The sequence below is a fragment of the Bradyrhizobium sp. BLXBL-01 genome (genome assembly GCF_051853025.1).
GTDB lineage: Bacteria > Pseudomonadota > Alphaproteobacteria > Rhizobiales > Xanthobacteraceae > Bradyrhizobium.
The window spans coordinates 746480-762567 of record NZ_CP182471.1 but is presented as its reverse complement, the minus strand read 5'-3'; the positions used below and the strand labels follow the sequence as shown (position 1 = coordinate 762567).

Sequence of the window (16088 nt, the reverse complement as noted above, 5' to 3'; positions counted from 1 at the left end):
CTTGTTATGCCGCGCGGATCGCGTCGAGGAATTTTCCGACCTCGGTCTTGAGCCGGCTGCTTTCGCCCGAGAGCGACCTTGCCGATGCGAGCACGTTGGAGGAGGCCGATCCGGTTTGGCTCGCGCCGCGCTGCACGTCGACGATGCTGGCCGAGACCTGCTGGGTGCCGCGCGCGGCCTGCTGCACGTTGCGTGAGATCTCGCGCGTCGCCGCGCCCTGCTCCTCGACCGCCGCGGCGATGGCGGACGCGATCTCGGACATGCGGGAGATGGTGTCGCCGATCGACTTGATGGCGCCGACGGAGTCTTCGGTGGCGGCCTGGATCCCTGCGATCTGCTGGCTGATGTCGCCGGTGGCCTTGGCGGTCTGCTCGGCCAGCGCCTTGACCTCGGAGGCGACGACGGCAAAGCCGCGACCGGCCTCGCCGGCGCGCGCCGCCTCGATGGTGGCATTGAGCGCCAGAAGATTGGTCTGGCCCGCGATCTGGCTGATGAGCTCGACGACGTCGCCGATCCGGCCTGCGGCCCTGGCGAGCTCGCCGACATGCTCGTTGGTCCGCCCCGCCTGCTGCACGGCCTCGCCGGCGATGCGCGCGGAGTCCTGAACCTGGCGGCTGATCTCGTCGACCGACGAGGCCATCTCCTCGGCCGCGGCGGCAACGGTCTGTACGTTGGTGGAGGCCTGCTCGGAGGCGGCAGCGACGGTCGCCGTGACCTTTTCCGATTGCTCAGCCGAGCTCGTCAGCGTTCCCGCGAAGGCTTCCAGCTCGGAGGATGCCGACGAGACGGTGTTGATGACGTCGCCGATCATGGCTTCGAACTCACGCGCGACCTGATCCATGCGCTGGCTGCGCTTCAGCTTCGCTTCCGCTTCGATCGCGGCCGCCTCGTCGGCGGACTTCTTGGCGAGCAGCGAATCCTTGAAATGCTGGAGCGAGCCGGCAACCTGGCCGATCTCGTCGCTGCGGCCCGTCGCGGGAATCTCGACCTCGTGCTGCCCTACGGCGAGCGCTCCAATCACGTCGGCGATCCGCCCGAGCGGCGTCACCACGCGCCTGCGCAGCATGATGGTCACGCCACCGAGCGTGCCGAGCAGGGCCAGCACGGCGATTCCGGCGAGCGCGAGCATCGCCAGCGCGCCGTCGCGCGCGGCGGAGGCACGCTCGGCGGCTTCCGCCAGCGCAGCGTCGCGCACGCCGTAGAACATCTGGATGGCCGGGACGATGACCTTCGCCAGCTCGTCGGCGGTGATGCCGTACTTGCCGTCGCTCTTCGCCGCAGGCATCTCCTTCTCCACGACCGAGGCTGCTTTTCCAAAATAGGATTCCGTCGCGGCCTTCAGCGTCGTGGCGATCCGGGGCGGATTGCCGAGCTGCTCCATACCGGCTTCGATGCGCTCACGGTCGGCTTCGACGCGTCCCTGCATGCGATCCATCAGCGCGAATTCGGCCGCCGCCAGGGGGCGGCGTGCGGACAGCGCCGGCGACAATGTGGCGGCGCGGCTGCCGGCCGAAACGCGCAGATCCTGCGCCGTTCGCGCCAGGCTCAAGAGCGCGGCGAGCGAGGAATCGGCATTGACGACCTGTCCTTCGAGCCGGTTCATGATGGGCTCGATGTTGCTGATAACCTCGGCAACGGCAGGCAGGAAGCCCTTGACCACAGCGCTGTCGCGCGCCGCAAGGGGAACGCTCATTGCGCGATCGGCCGCCGTGTAAACGTCCTTGAGCCGACGGGCGGCGCGATCCAGGATTTCGATCATCGCGGCGCCGTCATCGACCGCCATGAGCGCGCGCCTTGCGGCCTCGAATCCGGCATCGGCCGCTTTCGCCGCCTTCCCGGCAGCTTCGGTCTGCGCCTGCGTTGCCGCGCCTTCCTGGAAGATGGGGGTGATGTAGGGCGCACGAAGGCCAGCGACGTGCTGGCTCACCGTTAGCATCGCACCGAACGCTTCCACCGTCTTGATCGCGTCGGAGCGGTTCGTGAAGATGCGCGTCTGCGGTATCAGCACCTCGGCGCCGAGAATGACTGCAAACACCGTCACCGTCAGCATCGACAGCGCGAAAAGCTTCCCGATCCGCATCCTCAGGTCCCCGAATATTATTTCTGCAAGCGCGAAAACTAGCCGCCGGCCACTAAGGGCTCGTTAAGCAACGATCCGTAGTTCCGCGGGGTGTCGGGTCGTCGCGGGACCCCTTGGCACGCTGTCCGGTTCCCTTTGCCCGACGAATGCGCAGAATCGCCAGCACTTCCGCACCGAATACCTATATCAATGGCTTGCGCCGGCCCCGGTCACACTTGCTTACCTCCGGAACATCAATGCTTTCGCTCGAACTCGTCATCGTCGTCGTCCTGATCGTCATCAACGGCCTGCTCTCGATGTCCGAGCTGGCCGTGGTCTCGTCCCGTCCGGCACGGCTGTCGCTGCTCGCGGCCAAGGGCGTGCGCGGCGCCGAACGGGCGCTGACGCTGGCGGCCGATCCCGGCAAGTTCCTGTCCACGGTCCAGATCGGCATCACGCTGGTCGGCGTGCTCTCCGGCGCGTTCTCCGGCGCCACGCTCGGGCAGCGGCTGACGCAATGGCTGCTCGAGCTCGGTCTGTCCCCCGGCATTGCCGAGATCGTCGGCGTCGGCATCGTGGTCACGCTCATTACCTACGCCACCCTGATCGTCGGCGAGCTGGTGCCGAAGCAGGTGGCGCTGCGCGACCCCGAAAGCATCGCGGTGCGGGTCGCGCCGGCGATGCACGCGCTTGCGAAAATATCGCTGCCGCTGGTCTTTCTGCTCGACATCTCCGGCAAGCTGATCCTCGCGCTGCTCGGCCGCGGCGGCAAGGCCGAGGAGAAGGTCTCGGAGGACGAGATCCATCACCTCGTCAGCGAGGCCGAGAGCGCCGGCGTGCTCGAGCCCGGCGAGAAGGAGATGATCGCCGGCGTGATGCGGCTCGGCGACCGGCCGGTCGGCGCGGTTATGACGCCGCGCACCGAGGTCGACGAGATCGACCTGAACGACGATCCCGCCGCCGTCCAGGAGATCATCGCCAAGAGCCCGCATTCGCGCTTTCCCGTCTCCGACGGCGACCGCGACAAGCCGATCGGCGTGCTCCAGGCCAAGGACCTGCTGGTCGCCTACATGAACGAACGTAACCCGGACCTGCGCGCGCTCGTGCGCGAGGCGCCCGGCATCCCGGTGTCGGCAGATGCGCGCGACGTGCTGACCATCCTGAAAGCGGCGCCCGTTCACGTCGGGCTCGTCTACGACGAATACGGCGCGTTCGAAGGCATGGTGACGGCCGCCGACATCCTCGAGTCGATCGTCGGCGCCTTTCATTCCGAGGAGGGACCGCCCGAGCCGGCCTTCATCAGGCGCGACGACGATTCGCTGCTGATCTCCGGCTGGATGCCGGTCGACGAGTTCGGCGAGCTGCTCGGCATCGAGCTGCCGCCGCATCGCTACAACACGGTCGCAGGCCTCGTGCTGCAACAGTTCAGCATGCTGCCCAATGTCGGCGACGCCTTCGATTTCGGCGGCTGGCACATCGAGGTGGTCGATCTCGACGGGCGGCGGATCGACAAGATCTTGGCCAGCCGGTTGACCGAGGTCGAGACGGGGTAGCAGGTGACGGCGCGCGCCCTCTTCCTTCTCCCCTTGCGGGAGAAGGTGGCGCGAAGCGCCGGATGAGGGGTTGCTTCAGCGAATTCGAATGGAAGTTGGACTCGGGGAGAGATACCCCTCACCCGTCTCGCCGCTACGCGGCGAGCCACCCTCTCCCACAAGGGGCGAGGGAAACATCCTCACCCGAACCGCACCCCGATCCGCTTTTCCTTGCGCCAGACCACGGTGCAGCGCAGATGCCTGCCGTCGGCCTGAACGAACAGGGTGAAATGATCGGGAATGCCGACGGGGCTGGTGACGTCGAGTGCGGCGCCGGTGTCGGAGAGATTGCGGACGGTGCAGTCGATCGCGCCGCCGCCGAACTCGATCGTTCCGGCCTTCAGCACGCGATGTCGGGCTTTGTCGCGTCGCTCGTCCATGGGACAAATCTATACCCAAAGTTGAACCAGAGGTTAAACCCACCCTCCGCTCTCGGCAATTTGACGCCTCTGACCTGCGGCAGCGGCGGCCGGAATGTCACAGCGCGGGCTGGAACGTCTCGGCGCGCGCCATCTGCCAGGCGTCGCGGAACCGTGGGTCTTCCGTGCCTTCGAGCAGTTCGCCCGGACGCAGCGCCGGATAGAGCTGCGCGAAGGACTTCACCTGGGTCGTCGACGTCCGTTGGCTGAAATGGATCGGCCGCAGCTGCTGCGGATGTTCGAGGCCGGCCGCAGCGATCAATTCGGTCAGCGAGTGCAGCGTGGCGTGGTGATAATTGTGCACGCGATCGATCTTGAGCGGCACGTAGAGCGCGCGCGCCCGCGTCGGGTCCTGCGTCGCCACCCCGGTCGGGCAGCGATCGGTGTGGCAGCTCAACGACTGGATGCAGCCGAGCGAGAACATGAAGCCGCGCGCCGAGTTGCAATAGTCGGCGCCGATCGCCATCGCCCGCGCCATGTCGAAGGCGGTGGCGATCTTGCCGGAGGCGCCGATCTTGATGCGGTCGCGCGCATTGATGCCGACCAGCGCATTGTGGACGAAACTGACGCCCTCGCGCATCGGCATGCCCAGATGATCCATGAACTCCAGCGGCGCCGCGCCAGTGCCGCCCTCATTGCCGTCGACGACGATGAAATCCGGATAGATCCCGGTCTGAAGCATCGCCTTGCAGATCGCCAGGAACTCCCAGGGATGGCCGATGCACAGCTTGAAGCCAGCCGGCTTGCCGCCGGAGAGACGGCGCATCTCGGCGATGAACTGCATCATGCCCACAGGCGTGGAGAAGGCGCGATGCGAGGCCGGCGAGATGCAATCCTCGCCCATCGCGACGCCGCGGATCTTGGAGATCTCCTCGGAGACCTTGGCGGCCGGCAGCACGCCGCCATGACCGGGCTTGGCACCCTGGCTGATCTTGAGCTCGACCATCTTGATCTGGTCGTCGCCGGCGACGCGCGCGAACGCTTCGGGATCGAAGCTGCCGTCGAGATGACGGCAGCCGAAATAGCCGGAGCCGATCTCCCAGATGATGTCGCCGCCCATCTCGCGGTGATAGGGGCTGACGCCGCCCTCGCCGGTGTCGTGCGCGAAGCCGCCCTGCCTGGCACCGGCATTCAATGCCCGCACCGCATTCGGGCTGAGCGCGCCGAAGCTCATCGCCGAGATGTTGAACACCGAGGCCGAATAGGGCCTTGCGCAATCCGGTCCACCGATCACGACACGGAATTTCTCCGTGGCATGCGCCTTCGGCGAGACCGAGTGATGCATCCACTCGTAGCCCTCGCGATAGACGTCCTCCTGGGTGCCGAACGGGCGCTTGTCGAGCTCCATCTTGGCGCGCTGATAGACCACCGCGCGGGTGTCGCGCGAGAACGGCATGCCGTCCTTCTCGCTCTCGAAGAAATATTGCCGCATCTCCGGGCGGATCTCTTCGAGCAGGAAGCGGATATGCGCGGAAATCGGATAATTGCGCAGCACCGCGTGGCTCTTCTGCAGGAGATCGCGGACGCCGAGCAGGGTCAGCGCGCCGAAGATCAGGATCGGGATCAGCAGGATGTCGAAGATCTTGCGGTCGGCGATGCCGATGCCGATCAGGAGCGCGGTGACCACCGCGCAGATCGTCAGCACGATGAAGCGGGGAGAGAAGGGCAGCAGCAGGGTTTCCATGATCCCCTCCTCCGCCAGCGGCAGGCGTTTCGGGGATGCATGCGTCTTGGTGTCGTCGGCCACGATTCCGATCCTCTCGCCAGCAGAAGGCGTCACGATACGCCCGCGCCTGTCATACGGATATGACGCCGCCCTTGTTTCAGGCTAGCGAATTCGGTCGAGACAAATCAATCAGCCGGATGGACGGGTTTTGCAGTGCAGCAGAGGGACGGGTTAGGCGGCAAGCGGCCGCAACCAAGCAGTGTCCCGGGCAAGCGCAAGCGCAGACCCCGGACCCAGAATGCAACGCCAAGCGATGCGGAGAGAGAGGCCCCGGCTCTGCAGCGGACCGCCGAAGGGGCGCTGCGCTGCGTCCGGGGCACGATGGCGTGGCGCTTAGCGCTCGACGAAGGCCTTCTCGATCACGAAATGGCCGGGCTTGTTGCCGCTGCCTTCGACGAAGTCGCGGCTCTCGAACATCGCCTTCAGCTCTTCGAGCATCGCCGGGCTGCCGCACATCATGATGCGGTCGGTTGCGATGTCGAGCGGGCCTTGCCCGATGTCGTTGAAGATCTGCTCGGAGCTGATCAGATCGGTGATGCGACCGCGGTTCCGGAACGGCTCGCGGGTCACGGTCGGGTAGTAGATGAGCTTGTCTGCGAGCAGCTCGCCGAACAGCTCATCCTCGCGCAGGGTCGCAACCAGCTTCTCGCCATAGGCGAGCTCGGAGACCTGGCGGCAGCCATGCACCAGCACGATGGACTCGAACTGGTCGTAGACCTCGGGGTCCTTGATCAGGCTGGCGAAGGGCGCAAGGCCGGTGCCGGTCGAGAGCAGCATCAGCCGCTTGCCGGGAAGCAAATTGTCGGTGATCAGCGTGCCGGTCGCCTTGCGGCCGACCAGGATGGTGTCGCCTTCCTTGATCTTCTGCAGGCGCGAGGTCAGCGGACCGTCCTGCACCTTGATCGAGAAGAACTCGAGCTCTTCCTCGTGGTTGGCGCTCGCCATGCTGTAGGCGCGTAGCAGCGGCCGGCCATCGACCTCGAGGCCGATCATGGCGAACTGGCCGTTCTGGAACCGGAAGCCGGTGTCGCGGGTGGCGCGGAAGCTGAACAGTGTGTCGGTCCAGTGCTGGACGGAAAGAACCTTCTCTCGGTAAAACGCGCTCATGATTTTCGATATTCCGAATAGGTGCGGTTTTAGGGCAAAAGCGTTGCCCGGCCCTGAAACGGGGCGGTCACCATTTGCCATGGCGGAGGATTTCGCGTGTGTGATCTACGCCATTGAGACCAATAATCAACCTCGTTTCGGATGCAATTGATGCCGGTCAAACCGGCATTTGCGGCAGAACTGGTCACATGATTAAGGAATCTGCTGCCTGGCGCGCGTGGAGGATAATTTCTTTTCCCTCGCGGGCTTCATTGCAGCACTTAATTTCCGCCGCGCTCGCGGGAATTTCATTAAGAATAGCTCTGATTTTCACCCGGTTTGGCGCCGATGCCCGCATTTTTGCGGCTTTTGGCGCCAGGGACGACGAAACACCATGGCAAGCGGCGAGCGGATCTTCGTTCAGGCGATCGGGCGCTATTGCGCGGCGCGGGGCATCGCGGTCGATGTCCGCTCCGCCGGCTGGCTCATCGCGATGCGCCGGGGGCCGCGGCGGCACTTCGCCTTCGGCTACGACATCGGCCTCAACAGCGCTATCGCCCATCGCCTCGCCAACGACAAATCAGCCACCGCCGAAGCGCTGACGCTGGCGGAGGTGCCCTGCATTCCGCATCGGCTCTTCCTCAACCCGAAGCTGGGCGTGCATGTCGCCGGCGCCGATTGGCGCGAGGGGATGCTGGCGCTGCTCGCCGAAAATCCGCAGGGCGTTGTGGTGAAGCCGAACGAGGGGACATCGGGGCGATCGGTGTTCAAGGTCACGACCGAGGCGGAGCTCGACCACGCGGCCGGCGAGGTCTTTTCGATGAGCACGGGGCTCGTGATCTCGCCCTATGTCGCGATCGAGGAGGAGGTCCGCGTGGTGCTGCTCGATGATGCGCCCCGCGTCGTCTACAGCAAGCAGCGCGGCTCGGACTGGCGGCACAATCTCGATGCCGGCGCAAAGCCGGTGCTGCTGCAGGACGGCGAGGTCCGCGCGGCCTGCGTGAAGCTCGCGATCGATGCCGCGCGCGCCATCGGCATCGTCTTTGCCTCGATCGACGTGGTTCGTGTCGGCGGCGAATGGAAGGTGCTCGAGATCAATTCCGGCGTGATGATGGAGGCGCTGGCCAAGCTGCATCCGGCTCTGGTGCAGGCGACCTATGACGCGGCGCTGGACCGGGTGTTTGATAAAACTTAGCTGCAAGCACGCTGCACCCTCTCCCCTTGTGGGAGAGGGTGGCTCACCGCGTAGCGGTGAGACGGGTGAGGGGTCTCTTTCCGCGCGCGAGCCTCTTGCAACAGGACTCGCGGATGCAACCCCTCATCCGGCGCTTCGCGCCACCTTCTCCCACAAGGGGAGAAGGGAAGTAAGCGCTAATTATTCGCGCTCGCCGAATCGTCCATGGCCTTGAACGCCTCTTCCAGCTGCAGCGAGATCGGCACGTTCAGGCGCTCGCCTGTGGGCAGCCTTGCGGTGAACCATTTGTTGTAGAGCGGGACGAGGTCGCGGTTGGAGCCGAGCTTGCGGAAGGCGCGCTCGACCACGGCGGCGAGTTGCGGCTCGCCCTTCCTGAACATGATGCCGTAGGGATCGTAGGACAGATAGTCGCCGGTGACGCGGAACTTGTCCTGCGCCTTGTGGCGCGCGATCAGGCCGAACAGCAGGATGTCGTCGGTCGCGAACGCGTCGGCCTTGCCGTCGGCGAGCATCTGGTACGATTGCTCGTGGTCGGGCGAGGTGACGATGTTGAGGCCGAGCGAGAACTTCTTGTCGGCCGCATGCATCGCCTGCTCGTTGGTGGTGCCCTTGGTCACCACCACGGTCTTGCCCTTGAGATCGGTGACCGAAGCGACGGTCGAGGCCTTCGGCACCATCAGCTTGGTGCCGGCGACGAACATCAGCGGGGAGAAGGCGACGCGCTTGCCACGCTCGGCATTGGCCGTGGTCGAGCCGCATTCGAGATCGATCTTGTTCTGGAGCACGGCGTCGATGCGGTCGTCCGAGGTGACCTTGACGTAGTCGATCCTGAGATTGGAATCGTCGACCTCGACGCCGATCTCCTCGACGATGGCTTCGCACAGCTCGAGGCTGTAGCCGATCGGCCGTCCCGACTGGTCGAGGAACGAGAACGGCGGTGAGCTCTCGCGATAGCCGAGCCGCACGGTGTGGGCCGACTTGATGGCCGACAGTGTCGGGCTGAGCCCCTCGCTGGCGGTCTGGGCGTGTGCCGACGTCGCGCACGAGGAGGCCGCGAGCAACGACGCGGCGAGCAAGAGGACGCCTGAGGTCAGCGGCCTCGCCAATATCCGGCCCATGGTTCGCTCCTATCCATGGCCGGCCATCGCGGGCACCTCGCCCGGGACCACGTCGTCCGGCACGACGTCGCCGGGGCCAAGCTCGTGCTCGGGGCCGAGCTCGCCCTCCCATTTGGCCACGACCGAGGTCGCAAGCGTGTTACCGATCACGTTGGTGGCGCTGCGGCCCATGTCGAGGAAGGTGTCGATGCCCATGATCATCAGGAGGCCCGCCTCGGGAATGTTGAACTGCGCCAGTGTCGAGGCGATCACGACCAGAGAGGCGCGCGGCACGCCGGCGACGCCCTTCGAGGTGATCATCAGCGTCGCCAGCATCGCGAGCTGGGTGCCGAGCGGCATGTCGATGTGATAGCTCTGCGCGATGAAGACGGCCGCGAAAGTGCAGTACATCATCGTGCCGTCGAGATTGAAGGAATATCCGAGCGGCAGCACGAAGCTCGAGATCCGCGACGAGGCGCCGAAGCGGTTGAGCGCCTCGAGCGTCTTCGGATAGGCCGCCTCCGAGCTCGCGGTCGAGAACGCGATCATCAACGGCTCGCGGACCAGCTTCAAGAGATGGCTGTAGCGCGGACCGATCACGATGAAGCCGACGATGACCAGGATGGTCCACAGGATCGCCAGCGAGAGATAGAAGCCGCCCATGAACACAATGAGCTTCCACAGCACGGCGAGACCGTTCTTGGCCACCGTTGCGGTGATCGCCGCCCACACTGCGAGCGGCGCGAACAGCATGACGTAGGCCGTCACCTTCAGCATGATGTGGCCGACGTCGTCGATCATGGCGAGGATCGGCTTTGAACGTTCGGGCATGGAGCCCATCGCCACCGAGAAGAACACGGCGAAGATCACGATCTGCAGGATCTCGTTCTGCGCCATCGCATCCGCGATCGAGGTCGGAATCAGATGGGTGAGGAATTTCTCGATGGAGAAGGCCGAGACCGGCAGGCCGGTCGATTGACCCGCCTGCGGCAGCGTGCCGGGGAAGTTGGCGCCGGGCTGCAGCAGATTGACCATGATCAGGCCGAGCAGCAGCGAGACGAAGGATGCGCTGACGAACCAGCCCATCGTCTTGGCGAAGATGCGGCCGAGCTTGGAGCCCGAGCCCATATGGGCGATGCCGCCGACCAGGGTCGCGAACACCAGGGGCGCGATGATCATCTTGATCAGGCGCAGGAACATCATGGCGATCAGGTTGATGGAGGAGGCCCAGTCGGCGCGCGTGTCCGGCAGGAAGTTGTAGATCGCCGAGCCCATGACGATGCCCAGCACCATCGCGGCCAGAATGTATTGCGTGAACCTGTTGGACATCGCTTACCCCCAACGTACACCGGCGCTTCATAGTGTCGCAGATATGACAGCGACGCAACACGCTTTGCGTGCACGCGCCATGGCGCGATGTTCCCGTTGCGCAACGCCAGCGCGCGATCTAGCCTTCGTGCAGCGCACAACACATGCGGCTTGCACGTTTTCCTTGCGGCGGCTGCACCAATAATCGTCAAACAAATGAAGAGGGAAACGCCATGAGCGGCAACATCAATCGCCAGATTCTGCTGGTGGAAAAGCCCAGCGGCAAGCTCGCCCCCGAGCATTTCAAGATGATCGAGGGCGCGATGCCGGAACCGAAGGACGGCGAGGCCTTGCTGCGTGTGCGCTACATCTCGCTCGATGCGGCCAACCGCGCCTGGATGCACGGCGCAACCTATCGTTCCGCGGTCGAGGCCAACAGCGTCATGGCCGGCGGCGCCATCGCCGAGGTGGTCAGCTCGAAGGCGGCGGGACTTGCGCCCGGCGATATCGTGTTCGGCGACACCGGTTGGCAGGAATTTGCCGCCGTGCCGGCGAAGCACCTGACCAAAATGCCGAAGCTCGAGCCGATGACGCATTTGCTCAGCGTGTTCGGCGTCGCCGGCCTCACCGCCTATTTCGGCCTGCTGGAGATCGGCAAGCCCAAAGAAGGGGAAACCGTCGTGGTCTCCGCGGCCGCGGGCTCGGTCGGCTCGATCGTCGGACAGATCGCCAGGATCAAGGGATGCCGCGTCGTCGGCATCGCCGGCGGCGCCGACAAGTGCCATTGGCTGACCTCCGAGCTCGGCTTCGATGCCGCCGTGGATTACAAGGACGGCGCATTGTTCAAGGCGCTGCGCGCAGCGGCGCCGAAAGGCATCGACGTCTATTTCGACAATGTCGGCGGCGACATTCTCGAAGCCTGCCTGCCCCAGATGAACAATTACGGCCGCATCGCCTGCTGTGGCGCGATCTCGCAATATGACGGCGCGCCGTCTGCCCATGGGCCGCGCGGCGTGCCCGGCCTGATCGTGGTGAAGCGGCTGACCATGCAGGGCTTCATCGTGATGGACTACATGAAGGACAGCGAGCGCGCGCTCGCCGATCTCCAGGCCTGGGTGAAATCCGGCAAGCTCAAGGTGCAGGAGGACATTCTCGACGGACTTCAGAACACGCCGAAAGCGCTGATCGGATTACTTGCAGGCGAGAACCGCGGCAAGCGCATGGTGAGACTGACGACCTAGTCGCGTCGCGATTGCGGCGACATTATCCACTTGCGGTAGAGGCCAAAGCGGCCAAAGATGCCGCTCGCGAGCTAACCCTCGCGACGATTGCGCTTGCATATCTTTTCAAAAATAGTCGGCATTCCCGACCGGGCAGGAATTCATGCAAATGTTCAACACGTTGAAACATGCATCGACGCGCACCGCGTTGCTGGCGACGGCACTCTTCGCAAGTGCAACAGGAGCGTTCGCGCAGACCGAGGCCGAGAAGAACGCCATCCGGTCCGCATGCCGCTCCGACTACATGGCGCATTGCTCGAGCGTGACGCCCGGCGGAGTGGAGGCGGTTCAATGCCTCGCCAAGAACATGTCGAGCCTGTCGTCGGGGTGCCAGGCTGCCGTTCGCGCGGTCGAGCAGGCCGCCGCGCCGAAGACCGAAGCGGCGCCCGCCAAATCTGAACCGGCCAAGTCTGAGCCCGCAAAGACGGAAGCGGCGCCCGCCGCCGAGCCCGCAGCCAAGCCGGCAGCGGCAGCCGCGCCGAAGGCAGCAGCAGCAAATCAGCCGAGCCCTGCGCAGGTGTCCGCGATCAAGGGCGCCTGCCGCGGCGATTATCCCAAGGTCTGCGCCAGCGTGCCGCCGGGCGGCGCGCCCGCGGTCGAATGCCTGGAGAAGAACAAGGCGAAGGTGTCGGCGGGGTGCGCCAAGGCCATCAATGCGGCTTTCGGTGGCGGAGCGGCCCCGCCTGCCTCCGGTGCTGCACCGGCCGCAGCGGCAGCGCCTGCCGCGGCACCTGCCGTCATCGTGCTGCGGCCCTTGCTGCCGCGCGAAGAGCTGTTCATCGCGCGGTCGGCCTGCGGCGCCGACATCCGCACCCTCTGCGCCGGCGTGGCGCCCGGCGGCGGCCGGATCATCCAATGCATTTCCACCCGGGCGGCATCGCTCTCGCCGGCCTGCAAGGAGGTGCTCGCGCCATTCGCCGCCAGATAAGGCGGACGCAGCACGAAAGATGAATTGCGGCGTACGCGACCGGATGCGCGCACGCTGACACAGATACTTTCTTCAGACGCAGCTTCGATCACGACAAGCCCCGGGAGAACAACATGCGTTCATTGCTGCTCGTTGCTTCTGCGCTCTTCGCTTTCGCCGCCACCATGACCTTCGAGGCCACTGACGCCAATGCGGTGGTGTGCGCCCGCGGCGTGGTTCGCGCCGGCTGCGCCGGCCCGAATGCGGCCGTGGTCGTGCGCAAACCCGTGCCGGTGGTCCGCTGTACCAGGGTTCTGGTGAACGGGGTCTATGTGAAACGCTGCGTCTGACCCCCGGTGGCCAATCCGCCCCGGGTTGGCTATGATTCGCGCCTGACGGTTTCGGATCCGCAAAACGCGCGTCCGGATAACGGGCTTTGGCGTGCCACGCACTGGCGATAATTCCGCTGGCGCTGGACGCCGGAGCACATTAGTCTACCCCTAGATAGTAAGTATACTGTCAATTAGGGAGGCAGACGTTGCGGATCGCCGTGATTGGCGGGGGGCCCGGTGGGCTCTACTTCGCCTATCTCTGGAAGAAGCGTCACCCCGAGGATCAGGTCGACCTGTTCGAACAGAACCCGGCCGACGCGACCTGGGGCTTTGGCGTCGTGTTCTCCGAACAGGCGCTGGAGTTCCTGCGCACCGACGACCCCGAGACGGTCGATGCGATCGCCCCGCACATGGAGAGCTGGGAGAACATCACGCTGAACCTGCATGGCGACAGCGTCGCCATCGACGGCGTCGGCTTCTCCTCGATCGGCCGGCTGGAGCTGCTCAAGTTCCTGCAGCAGCGCGCGTTCGACGTCGGCGTCACCCCGCGCTTCGACACGCAGATCCAGGCGATCGACCAGCTCAACGGCCACGATCTGATCGTCGCCGCCGACGGGCTGAACTCGCTGGTGCGGCGCGCCTATGAGGGCGATTTCGGCACCTCGCTGTCCTACTCATCCAACAAGTTCGTCTGGTACGGCACCTCGAAACGCTTCGACACGCTGTCGCAGACCTTCGTGAAGACCGAGCGCGGCGTCTTCAACGCCCATCACTACCGCTATTCGCCGACCATGAGCACCTTCCTGGTCGAATGCGATCACGCCACCTGGCAGGCCTATGGTTTCGCCTACAAGGACGTCGAGCAGTCCAAGGGCGTCTGCGAGGAGGTGTTCGCCGATACGCTCGGCGGCCATTGCCTCGTCTCCAACAAATCGGTCTGGCGCAATTTTCCCTGGGTCTGGAACGAGCACTGGTCGTTCAAGAACATGGTGCTGCTCGGCGATGCCCTGCATTCCGCGCATTTCTCGATCGGCTCGGGCACGCGGCTCGCGATCGAGGACGCCATCGCCCTCGTCAAGGCGCTGGAATCGGATGCGCATCTTGCGACCGCGCTGCATCGCTATCAGGCCGCGCGCAAGCCCATCGTGCAGAAGCTCGTCAACGCCGCGCGCACCAGTGCATTCTGGTACGAACATTTCGCCGAGCACATGAAGCTTCCCCTAATGGACTTCGCCTACAGCTATATCACCCGCTCCGGCCGGATCGACGATTCCCGGCTGCGCGCAATGTCGCCGGCCTTCATGACCCGCTACGAGGCGGCCAAGAACGGCGGAGACCGCGGCGGAGACAACGGCGGAGATGCGGCATGAGCCATGACATCCGTGACCAGGTGCCGGCGGACAGCGAGGGGGCGCGCGAGATCGGCTTTGCCGTTCCTGACATTTACAATGCCAGCCGCGTGCTGTTCGACAATCTCGGCAAGGGCCGCGGCGACAAGCTCGCGCTCCTGGGCCCTGCAGGCACGCGCACTTACGCCGAGCTCTGCGCGGAGGCCTGCCGCTGGGGCAACGGTCTCGCCTCGCTTGGCCTTGCGCGCGGCGACCGCGTGCTGTTGTTTCTCGACGACACGCCGGCCTACCCCGCCGCCTTCTTCGGCGCGGTGCGCGCCGGCTTCGTGCCGCTGCTGATCAACACGCTGACGCCGCCGGACCTCCTGCAATTCTATCTCGCCGATTCCGGCGCGACTGTCGCGGTGGTGGATGCCGAGTTCGCGGCGCGCTTCGATGCGGAGGCTTGCAAGGAGACGAAGCTGCATACGCTGATCGTCGCCAATGGCGCGGCCGGCGAGCACGCGGCGCCGCGGGCGCTCGCGGCGGCGAGCTGGCTCGCGCAATTCCCTGCTGAGCTGGCGGAAGCGGCAACGCAGCGCGACGAAATGGCGTTCTGGATGTACTCCTCCGGCTCAACCGGACGGCCCAAGGGCATCGTGCACCTGCAGCACGACATGGCCTATAGCGAAGCCGCCTTTGCGCGGAACGTGCTGAAGCTGACGCCTGATGACATCTGCTTCTCGGTGCCGAAGATCTTCTTCGCCTACGGCTTCGGCAATTCCGTCACCTTCCCGTTCTCGGCCGGCGCCGCAACGCTGCTGCTGCCGGGGCAGCCGAAGCCGACGTCGATCTTCGCGGCGATCGAGCAATACAAGCCCACGGTCTTCTTCGGCCTGCCGACGCTGTACACCGCGCTGACCAAGGCCGAAGGGGCGGACAAGACGGATTTCTCGTCGCTGCGCATGGCGCTCTCCGCCGCCGAGGTGCTCTCGGCCGAGGTCTTCAACGGCTGGAAGACGCTCACGGGGCTCGAAATCGTCGAAGGCCTCGGTTCGACCGAGGTGCTGCACATCTATCTCTCCAACCAGCCCGAGCAGAAGAAGCTCGGCGCCGCGGGCCTGCGCGTACCCGGCTACGAGGTCGCGCTGCGCGACAAGGACGGCCGCGACGTCGGCGACAACGAGGAAGGGATTCTCTGGGTCCGCGGCGATTCCAACACGCCGCTGTACTGGAACCGGCCTGACAAGTCCGCGGAGACCATCCGCGAGGGCGGCTGGATCTACACCGGCGACCGCTTTGTGCGGGATGCCGACGGCTTCCACTTCTTCCGCGGCCGCGCCGACGATCTCATCAAGATCTCCGGCCAGTGGGTCTATCCGCTCGAGGTCGAGCTGTGCCTCGCCGATCACCCCGACATCCGCGAATGCGCCGTGTTCGCCGCCGAGCTGCCGGACCGTCGCATGACGCTGAAGGCGGTGGTGGTGATGAACAACCGCGCGGTGAACCAGAGTGATGCGACGCGCAGGCTGCAGGACTATGTGAAAGGCAAGCTGCTGCCCTACAAATATCCGCGCGAGGTGATTTTCATCGACGAGCTGCCGAAGACGGGTACGGGCAAGATCGATCGGCAGGCGTTGCTGCGGATGTGAGGCGACGGCGTTGCCACACTCACCGCAATCGTAGGGTGGGCAAAGCGGAGCGTGCCCACCATTGCAAAATAGGAGAGAAATCGTGGGCACGGCGCAAGCGCGCCTTT

Annotated in this window: 13 protein-coding genes; 7 read left to right on the top strand and 6 right to left on the bottom strand. The window is 65.1% G+C overall.

From position 1 onward, the window contains the following. Positions 1-4 precede the first annotated feature (4 nt). Positions 5-2080, bottom strand: a complete 2076-nt coding sequence (locus ACNJYA_RS03585) for a methyl-accepting chemotaxis protein (RefSeq protein WP_439365406.1) — start codon at positions 2078-2080, stop codon at positions 5-7. A gap of 236 nt (positions 2081-2316) precedes the next feature. Between ACNJYA_RS03585 and ACNJYA_RS03580 the strand changes: the two genes are divergently transcribed. Next, a complete protein-coding gene (locus ACNJYA_RS03580; protein ID WP_439365405.1) occupies positions 2317-3612 on the top strand; it encodes a hemolysin family protein in 1296 nt (431 codons plus the stop codon). A 179-nt stretch (positions 3613-3791) separates the two neighbouring features. Here the strand turns inward: ACNJYA_RS03580 and ACNJYA_RS03575 are convergent, their stop codons facing one another. From ACNJYA_RS03575 to ACNJYA_RS03565, 3 genes are all read right to left on the bottom strand, one after another. Next, positions 3792-4031 carry a PilZ domain-containing protein gene (locus ACNJYA_RS03575; RefSeq protein ID WP_172786626.1) on the bottom strand — a complete coding sequence of 80 codons (240 nt, stop codon included), beginning with the start codon at positions 4029-4031 and terminating at the stop codon, positions 3792-3794. Between the two features lie 97 nt (positions 4032-4128). Beyond that, positions 4129-5754: an FMN-binding glutamate synthase family protein gene (locus ACNJYA_RS03570; RefSeq protein WP_246571920.1), complete on the bottom strand. Its 1626-nt coding sequence runs from the start codon at positions 5752-5754 to the stop codon at positions 4129-4131. A gap of 375 nt (positions 5755-6129) precedes the next feature. Continuing rightward, positions 6130-6903 carry a ferredoxin--NADP reductase gene (locus tag ACNJYA_RS03565; protein ID WP_439365403.1) on the bottom strand — a complete coding sequence of 258 codons (774 nt, stop codon included), beginning with the start codon at positions 6901-6903 and terminating at the stop codon, positions 6130-6132. Between the two features lie 373 nt (positions 6904-7276). Here ACNJYA_RS03565 and ACNJYA_RS03560 point away from each other — a divergent pair, with 373 nt between their 5' ends. Beyond that, positions 7277-8077 carry an ATP-grasp domain-containing protein gene (locus tag ACNJYA_RS03560; protein ID WP_439365401.1) on the top strand — a complete coding sequence of 267 codons (801 nt, stop codon included), beginning with the start codon at positions 7277-7279 and terminating at the stop codon, positions 8075-8077. Between the two features lie 176 nt (positions 8078-8253). Here ACNJYA_RS03560 and ACNJYA_RS03555 read toward each other — a convergent pair whose 3' ends face one another. Next, the gene (locus tag ACNJYA_RS03555; RefSeq protein WP_212259407.1) at positions 8254-9195 is read right to left on the bottom strand and encodes an amino acid ABC transporter substrate-binding protein; all 942 of its coding nucleotides are present in this window, start codon (positions 9193-9195) and stop codon (positions 8254-8256) included. Positions 9196-9204: 9 nt separating this feature from the next. Further along, positions 9205-10503, bottom strand: coding sequence for a dicarboxylate/amino acid:cation symporter (locus tag ACNJYA_RS03550; protein ID WP_172786622.1), 1299 nt, complete (start codon positions 10501-10503; stop codon positions 9205-9207). A gap of 212 nt (positions 10504-10715) precedes the next feature. Here ACNJYA_RS03550 and ACNJYA_RS03545 point away from each other — a divergent pair, with 212 nt between their 5' ends. The 5 genes from ACNJYA_RS03545 (at position 10716) to ACNJYA_RS03525 (ending at position 15981) form a co-directional block, all read left to right on the top strand. Beyond that, on the top strand, positions 10716-11723 hold the full coding sequence (locus ACNJYA_RS03545; RefSeq protein ID WP_212259406.1) for an NADP-dependent oxidoreductase: 1008 nt from the start codon (positions 10716-10718) through the stop codon (positions 11721-11723). Between the two features lie 148 nt (positions 11724-11871). Further along, entirely contained in the window at positions 11872-12690 is an 819-nt protein-coding gene (locus tag ACNJYA_RS03540; protein WP_212259405.1) for a hypothetical protein, read from the top strand. A 113-nt stretch (positions 12691-12803) separates the two neighbouring features. Next, positions 12804-13019: a hypothetical protein gene (locus ACNJYA_RS03535; RefSeq protein WP_172786619.1), complete on the top strand. Its 216-nt coding sequence runs from the start codon at positions 12804-12806 to the stop codon at positions 13017-13019. Positions 13020-13207: 188 nt separating this feature from the next. After that, a complete protein-coding gene (locus ACNJYA_RS03530; RefSeq protein WP_212259404.1) occupies positions 13208-14371 on the top strand; it encodes an FAD-dependent monooxygenase in 1164 nt (387 codons plus the stop codon). Further along, the gene (locus tag ACNJYA_RS03525) at positions 14368-15981 is read left to right on the top strand and encodes a benzoate-CoA ligase family protein (RefSeq protein WP_439365400.1); all 1614 of its coding nucleotides are present in this window, start codon (positions 14368-14370) and stop codon (positions 15979-15981) included. Before ACNJYA_RS03530 ends, ACNJYA_RS03525 begins: the two co-directional genes overlap by 4 nt. The last annotated feature ends 107 nt before the right edge of the window (positions 15982-16088 follow it).

Bases quoted from the DNA above. Each gene is read 5' to 3' on its own strand.
- ACNJYA_RS03585 (WP_439365406.1), bottom strand. From the start codon at position 2,080: ATGCGGATCGGGAAGCTTTTCGCGCTGTCGATGCTGACGGTGACGGTG.
- ACNJYA_RS03580 (WP_439365405.1), top strand. From the start codon at position 2,317: ATGCTTTCGCTCGAACTCGTCATCGTCGTCGTCCTGATCGTCATCAAC.
- ACNJYA_RS03575 (WP_172786626.1), bottom strand. From the start codon at position 4,031: ATGGACGAGCGACGCGACAAAGCCCGACATCGCGTGCTGAAGGCCGGA.
- ACNJYA_RS03570 (WP_246571920.1), bottom strand. From the start codon at position 5,754: ATGGAAACCCTGCTGCTGCCCTTCTCTCCCCGCTTCATCGTGCTGACG.
- ACNJYA_RS03565 (WP_439365403.1), bottom strand. From the start codon at position 6,903: ATGAGCGCGTTTTACCGAGAGAAGGTTCTTTCCGTCCAGCACTGGACC.
- ACNJYA_RS03560 (WP_439365401.1), top strand. From the start codon at position 7,277: ATGGCAAGCGGCGAGCGGATCTTCGTTCAGGCGATCGGGCGCTATTGC.
- ACNJYA_RS03555 (WP_212259407.1), bottom strand. From the start codon at position 9,195: ATGGGCCGGATATTGGCGAGGCCGCTGACCTCAGGCGTCCTCTTGCTC.
- ACNJYA_RS03550 (WP_172786622.1), bottom strand. From the start codon at position 10,503: ATGTCCAACAGGTTCACGCAATACATTCTGGCCGCGATGGTGCTGGGC.
- ACNJYA_RS03545 (WP_212259406.1), top strand. From the start codon at position 10,716: ATGAGCGGCAACATCAATCGCCAGATTCTGCTGGTGGAAAAGCCCAGC.
- ACNJYA_RS03540 (WP_212259405.1), top strand. From the start codon at position 11,872: ATGTTCAACACGTTGAAACATGCATCGACGCGCACCGCGTTGCTGGCG.
- ACNJYA_RS03535 (WP_172786619.1), top strand. From the start codon at position 12,804: ATGCGTTCATTGCTGCTCGTTGCTTCTGCGCTCTTCGCTTTCGCCGCC.
- ACNJYA_RS03525 (WP_439365400.1), top strand. From the start codon at position 14,368: ATGAGCCATGACATCCGTGACCAGGTGCCGGCGGACAGCGAGGGGGCG.